Annotated in this window: 9 protein-coding genes and 1 pseudogene; 1 reads left to right on the forward strand and 9 read right to left on the reverse strand. The window is 43.4% G+C overall.

The window, feature by feature from the left end; genetic code table 11:
• Positions 1-442: 442 nt before the first annotated feature.
• Entirely contained in the window at positions 443-1,786 is a 1,344-nt protein-coding gene (locus tag BSAG_RS06850; protein WP_008020068.1) for a VapE domain-containing protein, read from the forward strand.
• A gap of 231 nt (positions 1,787-2,017) precedes the next feature.
• Here BSAG_RS06850 and BSAG_RS06845 read toward each other — a convergent pair whose 3' ends face one another.
• The 9 genes and pseudogenes from BSAG_RS06845 to BSAG_RS06805 all read right to left on the reverse strand — a co-directional run bounded on the left by BSAG_RS06845 (position 2,018) and on the right by BSAG_RS06805 (position 18,040).
• Entirely contained in the window at positions 2,018-3,106 is a 1,089-nt protein-coding gene (locus tag BSAG_RS06845; protein ID WP_004312822.1) for an acyltransferase, read from the reverse strand.
• A 26-nt stretch (positions 3,107-3,132) separates the two neighbouring features.
• Complete coding sequence (locus tag BSAG_RS06840) at positions 3,133-5,187, reverse strand: beta-L-arabinofuranosidase domain-containing protein (RefSeq protein ID WP_004312823.1); 2,055 nt, start codon at positions 5,185-5,187, stop codon at positions 3,133-3,135.
• A 141-nt stretch (positions 5,188-5,328) separates the two neighbouring features.
• Complete coding sequence (locus BSAG_RS06835; RefSeq protein ID WP_004312824.1) at positions 5,329-6,459, reverse strand: aldose epimerase family protein; 1,131 nt, start codon at positions 6,457-6,459, stop codon at positions 5,329-5,331.
• A gap of 144 nt (positions 6,460-6,603) precedes the next feature.
• Positions 6,604-7,965 (reverse strand): annotated as a pseudogene (locus BSAG_RS06830) (glycoside hydrolase family 125 protein); the annotation flags it as partial.
• A gap of 104 nt (positions 7,966-8,069) precedes the next feature.
• On the reverse strand, positions 8,070-10,361 hold the full coding sequence (locus BSAG_RS06825) for a GH92 family glycosyl hydrolase (protein WP_004312826.1): 2,292 nt from the start codon (positions 10,359-10,361) through the stop codon (positions 8,070-8,072).
• Between the two features lie 12 nt (positions 10,362-10,373).
• On the reverse strand, positions 10,374-12,851 hold the full coding sequence (locus tag BSAG_RS06820; RefSeq protein WP_004312827.1) for a glutaminase domain-containing protein: 2,478 nt from the start codon (positions 12,849-12,851) through the stop codon (positions 10,374-10,376).
• 30 nt (positions 12,852-12,881) lie between these two features.
• Positions 12,882-15,053: a hypothetical protein gene (locus BSAG_RS06815; protein WP_004312828.1), complete on the reverse strand. Its 2,172-nt coding sequence runs from the start codon at positions 15,051-15,053 to the stop codon at positions 12,882-12,884.
• A gap of 28 nt (positions 15,054-15,081) precedes the next feature.
• Positions 15,082-16,341, reverse strand: a complete 1,260-nt coding sequence (locus tag BSAG_RS06810; protein ID WP_004312829.1) for a glycoside hydrolase family 76 protein — start codon at positions 16,339-16,341, stop codon at positions 15,082-15,084.
• Between the two features lie 232 nt (positions 16,342-16,573).
• On the reverse strand, positions 16,574-18,040 hold the full coding sequence (locus BSAG_RS06805) for a DUF4972 domain-containing protein (protein WP_004312830.1): 1,467 nt from the start codon (positions 18,038-18,040) through the stop codon (positions 16,574-16,576).
• Between the last annotated feature and the right edge of the window lie 2 nt (positions 18,041-18,042).

Raw genomic sequence — 18,042 nt, forward strand, 5'->3', positions numbered from 1 at the left:
TATTTAGACGTGAAGATAATGAAATACCAGAATGAATACAATATAAATAATCAATATATCAATTGAAGAAGCCCGAAGATTAAAAAGGATGAAAGCAATAGGTGGCATGACCATGTAAAGTTGTGACACGTCTATATGAGGAAAAGTAACTAGGAAGACTTTATTTATTATTAGATATACAAGAGTATTGCCATTAAATAAGTTTTGAGAAGAGAAGGGAACTATTGATTATTAAACAATTAGCACTCGTGCGTTTTCCCTGTTCGTCAAAGATACGATAAAAAATAGAGAAAAGGACGATAAGAAGCCGACTTCTTCAGGTACGTAGAAATTAATATTTTTTCCGGAGAAATACTTGCAAACCGGTATCATCCGATAGTACATTCGCAGTATCAGCGCTGAACAATAAACCGATTTTAATCACTTAAAAATAGAAAAAATAATGAATGCAATAACATTGATATGGAGACAGGTATTGAAGGAACTAAAATTGTTTCAAATGAAGGAGAACAAAGAAGATGCAGTTGAGAAAACAGACAAAGAGCCACAGAAAATGCTAAAATGTCATGAAGATAAATATACCATTCCCCTGCCGGACACTGCACCGCCTACTGGAAGAGAGAAAGAGGCAGAACGAAAACAACCGGTCCGATTAACCCAAGAGGTACGTACATTCCTGCAAAAACAGTATGATTTTCGTTACAACCTATTGACGGAAGAAACGGAATATCGTCCTGCCAACAAGCGTGCCGTTCCTTTCGAACCTGTAAGTAAGCGGGAACTGAACACTTTCTGCATGGAAGCACACGACCAGGGCATATCCTGCTGGGATAAAGACTTGAGCCGTTACATCTATTCCACTTGTATTCCTGAATACCATCCTTTCCAGCTTTACATGGAGGAACTGCCCGGCTGGGATGGGACAGACAGACTGGAGGCTTTGGCGCAGCGTGTCTCTGACAATCAGCTCTGGATAAAAAGCTTTCATACCTGGATGCTGGGACTCACCGCCCAATGGTTAGGCATGACGGGAATACATGCCAACAGCGTAGCCCCCATACTTGTCAGCAGCGAGCAGGGACGACAAAAATCCACATTTTGCAAGGCACTGATGCCGCCGGCATTGTCACGTTATTACATGGACAACCTGAAACTGTCTGCACAAGGAAAACCGGAAAGGTTACTTGCCGAAATGGGACTTCTGAACATGGATGAATTTGACAAGTACGGAACGCAGCAAATGCCATTATTGAAAAATCTAATGCAAATGGCAAACCTGAATATCTGCAAAGCTTATCAAAAGAATTTCCGCAACTTGCCGCGCATCGCTTCTTTCATCGGTACAAGCAACCGCTTTGACTTGCTCACTGATCCCACCGGTAGCCGGCGATTCATCTGCATTGAAGCAGAACATCTGATCGATTGCGAAGGTATCATGCACGATCAGATCTATGCCCAACTGAAAGCTGAACTGCTCTCCGGCATCCGCTATTGGTTCACAAAAGAAGAGGAACGGGAACTGCAACGCCACAATGCTGCTTTTTATCATCCGTGTCCGGCAGAGGAAGTCTTTCATGCCTGTTTCCGGATAGCTAAAGATGATGAAGAGGGAAGCGAACGGCTCTCGGCTTCGGACATATTCAGGAGACTGAAGATGTATAACCCCGCTGCCATGCGAGGAAGTAATCCGGCTACGTTCGCGCAAGTTTTGCTTGCGGCAGGGGTCACCCGCAAACATACCAAATATGGGAATGTATATTTGGTGAAACCGATGAAAGCGGCATAAAGCTCCAAACAGAGGGAGGGTTCACCCGTAAAAAACTGGTAAAGAAGTGTTTACAAAGGAGTGAAAGAGGTGAAAAGAGAAAGAGGATATTAAGAGGAAAATAAGCTATAAACAGTAAGATTTTGAATAGAAAATCAGGAATAACTTGGTTATCTATTCAAAATCTTACTGTTTATAGCCTAGGATCATCTGCTTGAAGTCAGTAGTATATGCTACTTTGTTTCCGGATATTTATCCTACTATCCATTTACTGCCCGGTATAAACGAAATGATCTTAGTTGTTACAAAACAACAGATAAACGTAACCACTGCGATACATGGTATAGCGGCAACAGTGGGAAGCGCCAATGTATCTTTGAACACAGTCACCCACAGTCCGAGCCAGAATATGTGCATAAGATACATACCATAACTAAGTTTCGATGTTTCCGTCACCAACTTGGGAGCTTGCGGACGTTTGATACATGTAAACATAAGGAATGTACCCGTTGTGAGAAGCACACAGTTAATGGTACAGAAAGCCCATCCTATTTCTATTACAGGTGTGGAATGGAGTTCGCCGGGTATAGCCTGCACATAGAATGAATAAATAGTCCATACAGCACCGATCACCATTAAAATGGTTCCTATAATGAAACGTTTGGAACGGTTCCAGGTAAGGTGTACACGAATGTAATGTGCCAGAACAAGATAGCCCAGATAACCGGAGAAGTACCACAACATGTGGTATTCATTCCAGAAACATTGTCCCCACACTTCACCGCACCAACGATTGAGATAAGGCATACAGGTTGACAACACAAACAGTCCTATAAAGAAACGCTCTTCTTTAGCCGTGGCTTTTCTCAACCATGGGGATATAATTGGGATAAACAAATAAAGGCTTATCAGAGGATACATAAACCACAAGTGTCCGGCTAGCGTCGGAAAATTCAGGAATATCCGCGACAAGTCCTTCATAGATGTTTCTCCGTCTATCTGTCCCCACAGCATAGGTAGAGTGCTGTACAGTATCATGAATATGAAAAACGGTGGAAGGATGCGAAGACAGCGCTGGCGATAGAATTGCCACATAGACTGCTCTTCCTTCATCGGTGCAAGCAGGAAGGCGGAGACTATCATGAACAGGGGTACTGCCATACGTGAAAAACCGTCGTACACTGATACCCATAGCCGGTCTACTTCATTTGCCAAAAAAGACTGCGGACCTGCCATATCAGTGGCTCCGGGAGCACAGTAGAAGTTTTCACTGGCATGAACAAGGATGACGAGAAAGCATGCAAACACACGGATGTAATCTAAAAAAACAATACGTTTCATTTATTCTAAGTTTTCTAGTTATTAATTTATTCTTTTGTGTTCGGGAACGCAGAGATTCTCAACCGTGCCGCACCCATAGGGATCAATGTTATTTCTTCTTTATCACCTTTCACCGCATCTTCTTCCGGCAATACGCCACACAGTCCTGTTTCGTCTATCTTCCATTCAGGAACCGGACGACCGATAGCTTTTACTTCCAAAGGTACACTGGCTACTGTGAAAGGATAGTTGTCAGCCGGCCAAGATTTACGGATTACCTTGAAATTCTTCAAAGGTTCTTTCTTATCCAATACCAACGAATAATTCCAAGGGCTATCCGGATAGATTTCAGTAGTAGGCCATTTCTTCGAATCAGCACCTTTCTGCCATTTTGAATCACCGATAGCAGTCTCGCGACTGTCTTTCTCTACATATTTCTCTGCAATCTTAAGAGACAAAGTCAAAGGTCCGTAATCTACGCTTACGCTGTTTTTATTCACCTGCCAGGTACGCATAGACAAAGACATCGGAAGAGTCAATTCCACACAATCACCATTCGCCCACTCGCGATTGATGCAAAGATATTTTCCCGCTACAGGAGCTGCACTTATCTTCTTGCCATTCACCCGAACTTCCGCCTTTTGAGTCCATGAAGGAATACGAAGATAAAATGGAAAAGCAACCTTTTCATCGGTAGAAACAGTGAAGGCAATAGCTTCTTCAAAAGGATAATTTGTCTCTTCGTGAAGAGTGATTTCCTTGCCGTCACCCACTTTCACTGTAGCTTTGCAAGCTGCATAAATAGCTGTTGCCACTCCGTTGTCGGGAGTTGCCAGTACCAGATGTTCGGTGAAGTAAGGCCAGCCCTGTGCATGGTTGTGTTGGCAGCAACGACTGCTGAAAGGATTCATCGAAAGGAACGGACCACGATTGTCAATGCCCGGATGATGATTCTTCGAATCACTGATGGCATGGTTCGGACAAGTGATATAACGCAATGCCTTGAAGTCCGGCATCACGGCAGCCGGATAAGAGTTGAACGCTACTTCCTCACAGTGTTCCGCCCACATGGGATCTCCTGTCATGCAAAGCATGATTTCATCGGAAGCCATTTGTTCTACCAAACCGCAGGTTTCCACTCCCTGTCGGGGATCGATATATCCCAGACGAGCATTTTCGTCCGCACCGAACATACCTCCGGGAACCTGTCCAAAAGTACGCCGAATCAGATGATGGACATTATAAGAGGCTTTCAGCATCGCTGAATCTCCGGTCTGCATATAATAAGTGGCAGGTTCACGGAAACATTGGGCGATATTTACATTGTGCCAGTTAGGTAAGGAGGTGGATTTCGTCCAGTCGGCTGTGTTACGGTGAATCTTCTCGGCTAATTCGAGTAGGAAAGCATCCCCAGTATGGTTGTAAAGCCAGTAGATACTGATGATGTTATCACCGCCACGGCTTTTCTCCCAATAATCTTCCAGAAGTTGGTCATCGGGAACAGTCATCTGCCACTTGAAGTAATTCGTCATCAGGTCAATGACACGCTGATCTTGAGAATACTCATAATAAGATTGCAGACACCAGAGCATAATCATCTGTGCCCAAAGTTCGCGTTTGCCGTTACGTTCATTGACCGGACCGAAATAGCCATCCGGCTGGCGACTGGCAAATACACCTTCAATCCAATATTTGGTTTCTTCAATCATCTTCGGGTCATTCAGGATATATGCTAGATTGCCATACCCTTTGAGCCAGTAAGGAACTTCCTCCCAGCCGTGATCGCCACCAGTTGTCAACCAGGCATTATTATCCTTTTCCAGCCAAGCGCTGATTTCTCCCAAATGTCCGGTCAGACCGTCACGTTGCAACTCCAGATACTTCTTCACCCATCCTTCGGGCTGAATACTACCTACCGGCAACTTTATAAAATTCAACGGTCGAAGCGGAGCGCGATACCCGATATAATTGGTATTGACGGACTGTATGTCCGGTCGGTCCACTACCGTCACCGTACCACAAGAAGAAGCAGGCGCACAAGCTGTAACCGCCACTCCAAGCACTATCGATGCAAAAAGTCCTTTCGTTTTATTTTTCTTCATTTCGTCTATTCTACTACTTCCGGAAATCATCCTAATTTCCCTATGAACCCAATTGAGCACTAACAAATTACATTAAAATAAAGAACGGATAATCTCTAATCAGACAACCCGTTCTTCAATGGCATGAACTGCCTTTATAACCTATTTATCAACAGAGAATTTGAAGATACATTGGCTTGTATACTTTTCGCCCGGGCGAAGTACAGCCGACGGCCATTCCGCTTTGTTCGGAGTATCCGGATATTTCTGTGTTTCGAGACATACGGAAGCACGTTGGTTGTAAGTAATGCCTTTCTTTCCTGTCAGTGAACCATCGAGGAAATTACCTGCATATACCTGAATACCCGGTTCATTAGTATAAACGTCGAGTACGATACCAGTCTTCGGTGATTTCAAAGAAGCGCATTTACGGGTTACGTCGCCTTTCGTGTTCAATACCCAGTTGTGATCGTAACCATTGCCGTTTTTCAGCTGTACGAAATCATAGTCGTTGATACGTTCGCCTACCGGAGTCGGGGTGCGGAAATCCATCGGGGTTCCTTCTACCGGAACGATCTCGCCAGTTGTCATGAAGGTGCTGTCCACCGGAGTATAATAGTCCGCATCCACCATCAACAAATGACCGGAGTTGTTGCCGGCATCACCTTCAAGGTTAAAATAAGAGTGGTTAGTCATATTTACAATCGTCGGTTTGTCTGTTTCCGCTTCGTATTGAATATCGATGGCATTATCGTCCGTCAGTTTCATCACCACTTTACAAGTGATGTTTCCCGGAAAACCTTCTTCACCGTCTTCTGCACGGTAAGTCAACTGCAATTCCTGCGGATTCAACAATGCTGCATCAAACACCCGGTATTGGAATCCTTGCGGTCCGCCGTGCAGACAATGACCGTAGTTATTGCGGGGAAGCTGATATTCTACACCATCCAAGGTGAACTGTCCCTGATTGATACGATTGGCATAACGTCCGATAGTCGCACCGAAATCCGAAGGCTTGCTGATATAGTCCTGAATAGAATCGAAGCCAAGCACTACGTCCTGCATTACTCCGTCCTTGTCGGGAACCATCACTGAAACAATACGTCCACCGAAGTTCGTGATACAAACTTCCATGTTGTTCTTGTTACGCAGAGTGAACAAATCAGTCTTCTTTCCATCTACTTCTGTCTGGAATTTACTCTGCAATAAACCGGAATCTGTAGCCTTTTCAGCTTTCGGAGTACAAGCTGCCATTAAAAGGGCGGCAACTGCCCATACACATAACTTTTTCATGATACAATTGTTTTTTTTAATATTAGTTTTCAGCTATTCATATTTAGATGCAGACGACGCGGATAACGCGTTTTTTCTAATTTTGCATCAGAAAAAGAGCCGCATCATCCGCGTTATCCGCGTTCAATTTACTATGTCAGCATATTACTGTATACTATTCAATAAATCTACCTTTCCTTCATTAACCAGCTTCAAAATCAACTCACCGAAAAGAGTATTCTGCCAGGCAAACCATGCACGGGTAAATTTCTTCGGATTATCCTTATGGAAAGATTCGTGCATAAAGCCGGTGTCAGCATCCGTGTCCATCAACATCTTAATGCAAGTCTTGATTTCAGCATCATTCTGACTTGTGAAGGCTTTCATCATAATACTCATCGGCCACACCATATCGTAACCGATATGCGGTCCGCCGATTCCTTCGCCTGCCTTGCCTTTAAAGAAGTAAGGATTGTCCTCACTCCACACAAAACGGCGGGTATTCTGATAAATCGGATCGTTTACATTCACATCACCCAAATAAGGCATCGCAAGCAAACTCGGCACATTGGCATCGTCCATCAGATGATGATTTCCAAAACCATCTACCTCGAATGCATAGATTTTACCATATTTAGGATGGTTATACACCGCATATTTCTTTAAAGCTGTTTCCACCTCCTGCGCCAAGTCCTTACATTCTTTAGACAAAGCTGTCTTCTTGTTTACCTTCTCCAAAATCTCGGCTGCCTTACGCAAAGAAGATACGGCAAAGAAATTGGAAGGAACCAGGAATTGAAGCGTAGTAGCATCGTCCGAAGGACGGAAACTGGAAACAATCAAACCGACTGGTTTCACCGGTGCACCCAGACCGTCATTGCTCACAGTATCCAGTGCACGTTCCGTCTTACGTTGGAATTTATAAGGACCTACTCCGTCTTTGCGTTGTTGCTCTTTGAATGTTTTCAGTACATTAGTGATTGCCTGAATCCATTCTTCGTCGAATATGCTCGCATCTCCGGTAGTCTTCCAGTAATGATAAGCCAAACGCAACGGATAACACAAGGAATCTATTTCCCATTTACGTTCGTGCAACTCCGGTTTCATGTCTGTAAGGTCACTCATCCAATGACCGTCAGGAATAGCGCCGTCATTAAAAGCATTCGCGTACGGATCGATATTGATACATTTGAACTGGCGGAGAATAACACCTGCCAGCATTTCTTTCAGTTCAGGGTCTGCATTAGCTAATTGTACGTAAGGCCATACCTGTGCACCGGAGTCGCGTAGCCACATAGCATGAATATCACCCGTATATACGAACGTATCCGGTTTGCCATCACTTCCTTTACGGAAATGTACGGTTGTATCCAGTGTATTCGGGAAACAGTTGGTAAACATCCATGCCAACTTCGCATTCTTCAAAAGTTTCTGTACACGGAGAATCTCCTTCTCTACCGCATTGGAACGGAACAAACGATTGGATATTTCCGGGCGGTTATCTTTCTGAATAGCATCCGCCAGACATACATGCATTTCCGTCATACGGTTGGAGGCTTGTAACTGCCCGCCACAGAGAAGCATACCTGCCAGCATACCTGCACTGATATATTTGATCTGTTTCTTCATGATTACTTCTTCTTTTTAAATTCGTTAGAGAAAGAATAAGGGAAATCGGACTCTTTGGTACCACGTTGCTGATTGGGTTTCGCATCCATTTTGTAAGAAATGCTAGCGCCATTCAACAGGTCCTGATGGGTCAGATAGTTTTTGGTATATTCTTTACCGTTCAATGTCATTGATGAAATGTAACGCTTGTCGTCTCCGTTATTCGGAGCGGAGATAGTCACCGTCTTTCCGTTTTCCAGATGTAGCTTCATCTCCTTGAAGTAAGGAGTACCCAAAACATATTCATCCGTACCCGGACATACCGGATAGAATCCCATTGCCGAGAATACATACCAGGCAGAAGTCTGACCGTTGTCCTCATCACCGCAATAACCGTCGGGAGCAGGAGTATAAAGTTTGTCCATCACTTCACGAATCCAATGTTGCGCTTTCCAGGGTTGGCCGGAATAGTTGTACATATAGAGCATGTGCTGAATCGGCTGGTTGCCATGTGCATAGTTGCCCATGTTCATAATCTGCATTTCACGGATTTCATGAATAACGGCTCTATAATAACTTTCATCGAAAATCGGAGGCAGGATAAATACAGAATCCATCATTTGGTTGAATCCGTCTTTACCACCCATCAAATCGATCAGACCTTGAGGATCGTGGAATACCGACCAGGTATAATGCCAGCTGTTACCTTCCGTAAAGGCATCCCCCCACTTCAACGGATTGAACGGAGACTGGAACGTACCGTCTTCATTCTTACCACGCATCAGTTTGTGTTCGGGATCGTAGAGATTCTTATAATTCATTGCACGCTTTGCAAAGATTTCAATCTCTTTTTTCGGTTTCTTCAAGGCTTTACCCAATTGATAGATACACCAGTCATCGTATGCATATTCCAGTGTACGGGCTGCATTCTCGTTAATACCTACATTATAAGGTACATATCCCAATTTATTATAATACTCATGTCCTAATCGTCCGGTAGAACGAACATTCGGATGTACTGCATTCGCTCCGTGTTTCACGGCTTCCCACAATGTCTCAATATCGTATCCTTTCAATCCTTTCAGGTAAGCATCGGCAACTACGGAAGCGGAGTTGTTTCCAACCATGCAACCTCTGTGTCCCGGACTTGCCCATTCCGGCAGGAATCCGCTTTCTTTATAAGTGTTCACCAATCCTTCCTGCATCTTTGTATTCATGGATGGATACATCAGGTTAAGGAATGGAAACAGACAACGGAACGTATCCCAGAAACCGGTATCGGTAAACATATATCCCGGAAGCACTTCACCGTTATAAGGGCTGTAGTGCATCACATCTCCTTTAGCATCTATCTCGTAGAAACTTCTGGGAAATAATACTGAACGATACAGACAAGAGTAGAAGGTACGCAAATGATCGATATCATCGTCTTTCACTTCAATACGTCCCAGAACCTCGTTCCATACCTTGCGGCCTTTCGCTGCAATCTGTTCAATGTTGTCCGTACCCAGCTCTTTCAAGTTAAGTTCCGCCTGTTCAGGGCTGATAAAAGAGGAAGCTACACGCACATTTACCTGTTCGCCCTTGCGGGTTTTGAAACCGATCAGTGCACCGGCATGATTGTCTGTCGCTTCCAGTTTGTTGGTGTCAATCACACCACTGGCTACGGCAGCCGTATAAGTAAACGGTTTGTCGAATACCAGTACAAAGTAGTTTTTAAAGTTGGCAGGAACACCACCGCTGTTTTTAGTGGTATAACCGATAATCTTGTTCTCCGAAGGGATTACTTTCACAAACGAACCCTTATCAAAGGCGTCTACCACTACATAAGAGTGGTCGTTTTCGGGGAAAGTGAAACGGAAAGCAGCTGCTCTCTCTGTCGGAGCAATTTCGGTCACTACATCATGATCGGCAAGATATACTTTATAATAATAAGGAGTAGCCGTTTCAGCTTTATGAGAGAACCAACTGGCACGCTCATCCTGATTAAATACTGCCTTACCGGTTACCGGCATGATGGCAAATTGACCGTAATCATTGATCCAGGGACTTGGCTGATGGGTTTGTTTGAATCCTCTGATCTTGTCAGCGTCATACGTATACGCCCATCCATCGCCCATTTTACCAGTCTGCGGAACCCAAAAGTTCATTCCCCAGGGCAGCGCAATGGCAGGGTAAGTATTTCCGGTAGATAATGCGTGCTTTGACTGCGTACCAACCAGCGGACTAACATAGTCCACCGGTCCGGTAATTGTTTTTGCAGTCATAGCCCATGCACTAAGTAACGTAAAAGCGAATAGAGCTAGTTTCTTCATGGTATTTTTGTTTTATTTAATCAGTTTTCCTTCAAGCATTTTGATATAATATCCACCTACAACGGAACGTGCCTGGAAGCCTCTTTGATTCGGTTCGTCTGTAAATACCCAGTCGGACATCGGAACACGGTTAGGTGTAACGTTCATAAACAGATATACGGGTTCGATAAATTTCTCAAAGGTAGCTTTGTCATTTGCCAATGTAGCTGTCCACATGATCCAGTCGGTCTTTGTGTATGTTTCACGGTTATCCAACGGAAGACCATATTTATTTTGCTTCGAAAGATAGTAAGCTATTTCCGTTTCTGCAACATTTTTAGGGAAGATTTGCAGATTCAACAGTTTATCCCACACCAGGTTATACTTCTGGCTCCATGTTCCCGGTTTGTCAAATGTGAGACGATAGTGGTCACCATCATCAGCCATTTTCACCCATTCGGCAGCCATTTCTTTCGCTTTCTGTGTGTATTTTTCAGCCACGTCTTTTTTACCCAGCATATCTGCCAGATAACCGTATGAAGCAACACCCATGATTGCTTTGATAGAAAGGTTGGCATTGTGTGCAAAGTGACCTGCAAAGTCATCGGTACAAAGCTGGTTGGCCGGATCAAGTCCGTTCTCTACCAGATAGTCTGTCCACGTAGTCAGGGTTTCCCAGTGTTTCTGTGCGTAATCTGCATTACCTTCTACTTTTGCAATGGCAGCAGCCAATACTACCATATTACCCGATTCTTCTACCGGCATATCACCACCATAAGTCTGGCCGTTAGCCAATGGATAAGTACCGACATCATGCGCAGCAAATGGTTTCGCCCATTTTCCGCTTTCGCTATAATAGAAGATATGGTTCATGGTAGCTTTCACCAATTCCGGATTGTAGTATAAAAGCAACGGAGCTCCCGGATAAGTCAGGTCGACTGTTCCGATGGAACCATTACTGAAATTCTCCTTAGAAAGGAATACCAAGTCGCCGTTCGGAGCCTGTACCAGTTTATGTGCAGCCAATGCCTGACGATAAGCCAATGCACAAAGTTCGGCATATTTACGTTCACCGGCAGCAGTAGCTTCTTCCATCAGTTTCTTGTCGAAAGCAGCGCTGTTCTTCATTTGTGTCTTGTATTCTTTCTCTGCTTTCTGGAATTGGGAAACAATCGTTTCATTGCCCTCACGATTCCAGTAAGGACGCAGGTTATCACCAAAGTATTGGATAGAATAAATATCATCATACCCGATCAACAGATGGCCATCAGCTTTTTGTGTTTCGCCCAATGAACGTACCAAAGCCAGTTTATCATAACCGTTTGTGGTAGGAGCTTCCAGTTTATTGGCTACGAAGTTCTTGCGCAGCTCTCTGCCGTCACCGATTGCAGATGTGCTGTTTTCCTTTTCAGCTGCCAGATAGAAATGTCCCCAGTCGATACGAACATCATCACCCTTTTTCTTCAGAATATCCTGATTGCGGCTTCCGGTACGAAGGAATAACAAATCGCCGTCAGTAAAGCTGTCGGCAACAGATTCCTGGTGAGGTTGGTCGATTGCCCATTGCGGAGATGCTTCGAAATACAGTTCAACCTGATGTTTCTTTCCGTCATTGGAGGCTACTTCATAAGAAATATAGTTGACCGGACGTGACAACAAATCCAGATTATCCATAAACATAGGAGCAGTAAATGTCAGTTTCAAATCTACCGGACCGCAAGTAAATGTATAATAAGTCTGCATAGGTTGTACATCTACAGAAGTTTGTTGCGCTGTTTGATGGAAAGAACGGTAACCGTCCAATTCTACCAGCAATCCGAAATCCAACAGTCCGTTTCCTACCCGGTTATGACAATAACCTGCAATCAGATTTTCACCCGGTTTCAAAGAAGCTACTACTTCTTCCGACAGTTTCACCCGCTCGTTCTTTTTACAAGCATTGCCTGTATCCACTACCTTGATGCCGTTGATATAAATAATAGCATCATCGTCGTGAGAGAATTCAAGATATACATTCTTTCCTGTCAAGTCTTCCTGAATATCAGCTACCCGGCGTACCCAGATAAATTCTTCTCCCCATTGGGTTTTGGCTGTATGCTCATTTTCCATCGTTCCGAAGGCAGCTTCGCCTTCTTTCCATGCTTTATCATTGAATCCGGCATTCTGCCATCCGTCAGCAGGCTGTTGAGTAGTATACTTTCCTGTCCAGCTACCTTGTTCGGATGTCTTTACCAAAGGACGTAGTTCCAGTTCTTCCGTTCCCATGAAACGGTAGGTTTGTCCGTCTACTTTTGCAACACCAAGTAAAGAAAAATCCTTGCCTGTCCAATGTTTCACAGGACTGTCATACAGATTGTCCGTAGTGGACCATGCACTGGTATAAGGATCGATCGTCACCAGCGGGTATGCCGGAGCACGTAATTCATTCTTCTCGTGCTGTTCTATCTGGGTCTCACAGCTACAAAGTACAGAAGCTGTTCCCAGCAACAGCATCATCAGTTGTTGTTTCATAATTTAATTCACCTGTTTATTTAATCTATTTTACCATTCTATCGATACATTCACTCCGGCGGGATCATTCTCGAAACTCAATAAAAGAGTTTTGGAAGATTCATTCCATTCCGGCTGTTCCGCCTTTCCGTTTACCAAGACCTTTCCAGGTTTACGCGGCAAAAGGACTCTTGATACATTCGTCGTATGTAACGGGCTTTTAGCTACAAACGAGTAGCTCTGCTTCCCTACTTTTTCATCATAAATGCGGGAGGCTCCACAAAGTACCTTTGCTTTCACTTTACCCGATACTTTATTCAAATCGTACAAATACCCCTGTTCACCGGGATTAATCTGCTTGACTGTCAATACCGGCAAGTCTTTGTCGAACAAATCGATATACAATCCCGACAGTTTCAAAGGCTCTTTAGAAGAACTCTCATCCATTACTGCTGCAATCGTATAAGGACCACGTTCCACCATAAAATTGTTTTTGATTTCTATCTTCTTACCAGTTTTGCTCTCATAAGCGGATGCAATCGTTTCAAAGTATTTCCGGTCGTTTCCGCCTTTTAATACAAAATGTTTCGGATCTTCGCGCATGACAATCACAGTGCCTTTCCCAAACCGATAGGTTCCGTCACCGGGATTACGGGACAACCCCATCGCCTCAAACAGATGTTCCGAAGGAGCTTTGTATGCGTTTCCTTCCGTATTCCACCATTCTAAAACTGTTTGATAAGGATCGACATCTTCTCCACAGTACACCAACGTACCTCCTTTTTTAACCCAGTCTGCCAGATAGTTATGGTATTCCGATTTCATCGGTTTCATGTTCGAATAAGACATTACGAGCACTTGAAGTCCGTTGAAAGTATCTTTAAACGGAGTATTCTCCATGTGTACCAGTTCCACCGGAATTCCTCTTTTCAATAAAGGCAAGGTTTGCCCATAGAAACTGGAGAATTGCGGATCGTCATATCCGTTATGATCCGGGAAACGCTGGAACATCAGCGAATTTGCCATCAATACACCAATGCCGTGCGTACCGCTGATTTGTTTGTCAGAAGTGCGAATGTCATTCAATGTATTAATCATCACCTGCATTTGCGTAGAATACGAACGGGGAATACGTTCTTTCTGATCCGTTCCTGCTATCCGGTATAATCCCTGATAAATACGATCCGGCCAAGGCATCACTTCATAGGTATCTACCATCGGGTACATTAACTGTGCGGCAAAAGTGGCCTGATAATTGATCTTATAATCCAGCCAGTCTTTGGCACGGTCTTCAATCGGGTCGGTCAGGAAATACATTTTACGATTCAAAGGGGCAGTCATGGATTTCATGCAGCCGTATTCGAGAAAAGCATTCTCAAATACACGCTCTTTCTTTACGCCGTTATAGAAGTTCGGTTCACGGGCAGTACCTGTCCACACCTGTGCGATATAACCATCTACGCAATCCAACGAGGCTAAACTGGCTTCCGGACTTACAATTTGCCAGGAAGTATAGTTAATCAAAGAGTGAGTAGGCACATAGCATTTCACATCCAGCCCTTTCGATTTACCATATTCTTTCGCATAAGTGAATATCTTATCCAATGCATTATAGTAGAGATGATATTTCAATTTATTGGAGAGGTAGGTATTTTCGGGAGATTCATGTTGGGGCCTCCAGGGAAAATTATAATATTTCTGCCATTCGGACTTGAAGGCTTCACTATATCCGCCACGCATCCAGAACTCCGGTTCTTCCAGATAGATGGAAGTAATGCCGGCATCAATCACCCGCTTTATCTGTGTTTCCTGCATATAACGGATAAAACTTTCGGTAGGCACAATGTAGGGAATCAAGTGTCCGTGGGCTATCTCGTTTCCGTTACGATCCCGCTGCCCCTCTTTCAAGTGACCGTCTATTCCATCCCATTTGCCGAGAAAATAGTCTTTATAGTCTCCCCATGCCACTCCGGTCATAAATTGTGTCTGATACCCCTTGTCTCTCCACGACTGAACACGCTGTTCAAAAGAAACACCCTTTTTATCCAGCGTGCCATACACCATCGTGGCATCAGCACGCACATCTGTTTCGGGTTTCCAGGGTTCGGCAGTTTGAAAAGTCGTTTTTGCTTCCTTGTCTTTGGCCTTTTGAGTTTGAGCAAAAGAAGCATAATTGCCGGTTAATAACAGGCTGAATATTATCAGTAGTTGTTTATTATTCATTTTTACGTGGTTCTGTGTCGTTTTCTATTTACTTCTTAGCCGGAAACAAAAGCATCAATGCCGGTATACCGGAAGCAGAATAACTGTCGATTTCCGCACCTTCCGGCAACTTTTTATAGTATTCGCCTCCACATACGTTCCGTGTCTTATCTCTGTTTGCCCAACCTGTTTTGATGGTACGTTTCAGGAATGGGAGATATTGGGTTTGTCCGCAATCATACACCAACCATGCCATATATTCCGCAAAGATGGCAGTATAGATACCCTGTTCAATACCACCTTCGAAAGGTAGCACTTTATGTTCTGCAGACATATCTTTCACTGTATAGTCTGCTGCCAGAATAGCATTGTCCAGATAACGTTTCTCTCCGGTCGCCTTATAAAGCAGTATGGAAGCTCCGATAAAGGTTGCCTGATTATAGACATGTGCTTTCCAGGCAGGATCGCCATTTCCATGACGGCTATCGGCAATCTTTCCTGTTGCTTTATCCAAGAGATTTTCCACTCCCCATTCATAGATTTCTTTACCTTTGGCAAGATATTGAGCTTTCGTCTGATAATCCGGCCGTTTGTCGGTCGATTCTTTTCTATTTTCAGGCACGTTATTGTAGAGGGTTAATGCTGCAACAACTGTCGGAAAGTTGATACAGGCCATCTTTCCATCACTGAATTTATTCGGTTTCGGATTTTGAATGGGTTGCCATTGCCAGAACATACCTCCGTTTTCTTTGTCATACGAGCCTGTATCACCTACCTTTTCCGAGCCATACCATACCCGTTTGAAACTGGCTTCCGAAAGTTTCAGATATTCATCCACTCCAAAAAGCTCGTAGCCGCGTGCCAGGCTGATAGTCCACCACATGATGTCATCGTAGATGAACCAGCCGGTATTTTCGTTGTTATCATCAAAATCAAACTGACAATATTGCGCTTTGTTCCCTGCAAATATTTTCTCGCAGAGTGTTTTATAATAACTTGTCTTCTTTCTGTCTTTCTGTGCCTTTGCCAGTTTATAGGCATTCATTGCCATATCCCAATAAATAGGCTGACACCAGATAGCCGCTGCTCCATTGCCACGGTCAACAGCACTCGGATAGGACGAATTTGTCTTGTAAATATATTTATTGGAGTCTAGTAGTGTATTATTAAATCCTTCATAAGCTGCCCATACATCTTCGTTCGTATACGCATGCTTCTTCTGGTTTGCTTTTCCTAAATTACCGACTGCCCATGTGGTAGTTGATACTCCCAATAGTAGTGTCAGAGCCAAAAGAATTTTGCCTTTCATGATAGTTTATAAGTTTATAGTATTTTTCCTGTTACAAAGATTGCAGAAATAGCTGAAAAAAAACGATAATATTTATTCAATAAAGAACAAATACAGACCAAAACACTTTTCTACAATAAAAATAAAGGATTAATAAAGGGTTATTGGAGAATAATTTCCCCTTACTCTGTCCTTATGACAGAGATAAGGGGAATATTTAATCTACCTATTGAAAACTCATCCCGGTAAACAATTATTTGTTATCTGTAATGTCTGTGGATTCAATCCATTGCCAGTTATCACCAACTAATGTTGCTGTATGACCTTTCAAACCTGTTATTGTCCTGGTAGCACTTTGAGTAGGCTGATCACCTTTCACTTCAAAATCCCAGGCTTCTACCAAATTCGGATTATCGGCACTTACACCTTCTTCATTCCCCATATAAGAAGCATATACCTGATTTTCTGTCCGGTTTGTTTTCCAGATACGTATCTTCTTTATGTAACCGGAGAACCATTCGTTACGGTTTCCATTATTGTCCATCATACAGAATCCGGTCATTTTAATCTGATTGGCTATGGATTGTTTATTGATATACGTTCTCCAGGACTCACCTACACGAATGACTTCACCTTGTCTCGTACCATCAATCATGGAATAGCACTTCACATCTGTCGGAGTATCAAATCCCGGCAATCCCTTATCCCTGAAGAGGAATGCATAATGCGTCCAACGATCTTTGGTCCAGTTGTCCGACTTTTTCCATCCCGGTTCCCATTCTTGTGGATTTGTATGATTATTATCTTGCCAGTGAGCAACCATTGTTCTCAACAATCCCTTTGTACGATCCTGGGCACGCCATCCGCTCCAATGAGGATCGTTTGTCATGGTAGAAAGGAAAGTACAGTTGTCTTCTCCCTGCTTATTGCAATATTCTTTAATATTCACCCAAAGTTCAATCGTAAATGCCTGATTGTCATCCTCTCCAAACTTCACATAATCCTCGCTATAACCAAAGTCTATATAAGAACCGGCATTTCCGTCTACAAACAGATTCCAGGTAATCTGACTGTTATCCGGCCATGCAGAATCTTCGACTTCTTCTACTTTCTTATCGGCAGCAGCAATAGCCTCATCATAAATCTCCTGCGTCATATCTGTGATGGAACCGGATTTGATTCTTTCAGCCAGACTTTCCAAGTCTTTAGCTGCACTCTCCAAAACCGACTTATTTTCTACCGGATATTGTCCCTGATGATTTCCCCACTTCGTTTCATCATTAACGATTGCAAGTATTTCATCCGCCTTAGCCAGTAAATTATTGATATATTGCTGTGCTTCCGGAGACAGATTATAATATTTTGATTTTTTAAACTCGTCAATCGCTTGATTTACCTTTGCTACAGCAGCTTCCAAAGTTGTTTCATCCAGTTCTTCGCCAGCTTCTACCCGTGTTATCAGTGCATCCAACTCGGCAATAGCAGCATTTAATATATCCTTTCCGGTTTCAGGATATGTTCCGGGAGCAGTTCCGTAAGTTGAATTTTTCAATAAATAGTTCAATGACGTACGGCTTTCCTGTAAGATACTTAATTGTGTATCTGTTATGTACTCGTCTTCAATATCGTCACAAGCGGTAAATATCCCTGCCAGACTAGAAATCAGGAGGAAAGAGAGGAGCATTGCTCCCTCTCTCCATTTATTAGTTAAACATTTCATGT

Origin of the sequence: Bacteroides sp. D1 (assembly GCF_000157095.2) — a bacterium.
GTDB classification, from domain to species: Bacteria; Bacteroidota; Bacteroidia; order Bacteroidales; family Bacteroidaceae; genus Bacteroides; species Bacteroides xylanisolvens.

Bases quoted from the DNA above. Each gene is read 5' to 3' on its own strand.
- BSAG_RS06850 (WP_008020068.1), top strand. From the start codon at position 443: ATGAATGCAATAACATTGATATGGAGACAGGTATTGAAGGAACTAAAA.
- BSAG_RS06845 (WP_004312822.1), bottom strand. From the start codon at position 3,106: ATGAAACGTATTGTTTTTTTAGATTACATCCGTGTGTTTGCATGCTTT.
- BSAG_RS06840 (WP_004312823.1), bottom strand. From the start codon at position 5,187: ATGAAGAAAAATAAAACGAAAGGACTTTTTGCATCGATAGTGCTTGGA.
- BSAG_RS06835 (WP_004312824.1), bottom strand. From the start codon at position 6,459: ATGAAAAAGTTATGTGTATGGGCAGTTGCCGCCCTTTTAATGGCAGCT.
- BSAG_RS06825 (WP_004312826.1), bottom strand. From the start codon at position 10,361: ATGAAGAAACTAGCTCTATTCGCTTTTACGTTACTTAGTGCATGGGCT.
- BSAG_RS06820 (WP_004312827.1), bottom strand. From the start codon at position 12,851: ATGAAACAACAACTGATGATGCTGTTGCTGGGAACAGCTTCTGTACTT.
- BSAG_RS06815 (WP_004312828.1), bottom strand. From the start codon at position 15,053: ATGAATAATAAACAACTACTGATAATATTCAGCCTGTTATTAACCGGC.
- BSAG_RS06810 (WP_004312829.1), bottom strand. From the start codon at position 16,341: ATGAAAGGCAAAATTCTTTTGGCTCTGACACTACTATTGGGAGTATCA.
- BSAG_RS06805 (WP_004312830.1), bottom strand. From the start codon at position 18,040: ATGAAATGTTTAACTAATAAATGGAGAGAGGGAGCAATGCTCCTCTCT.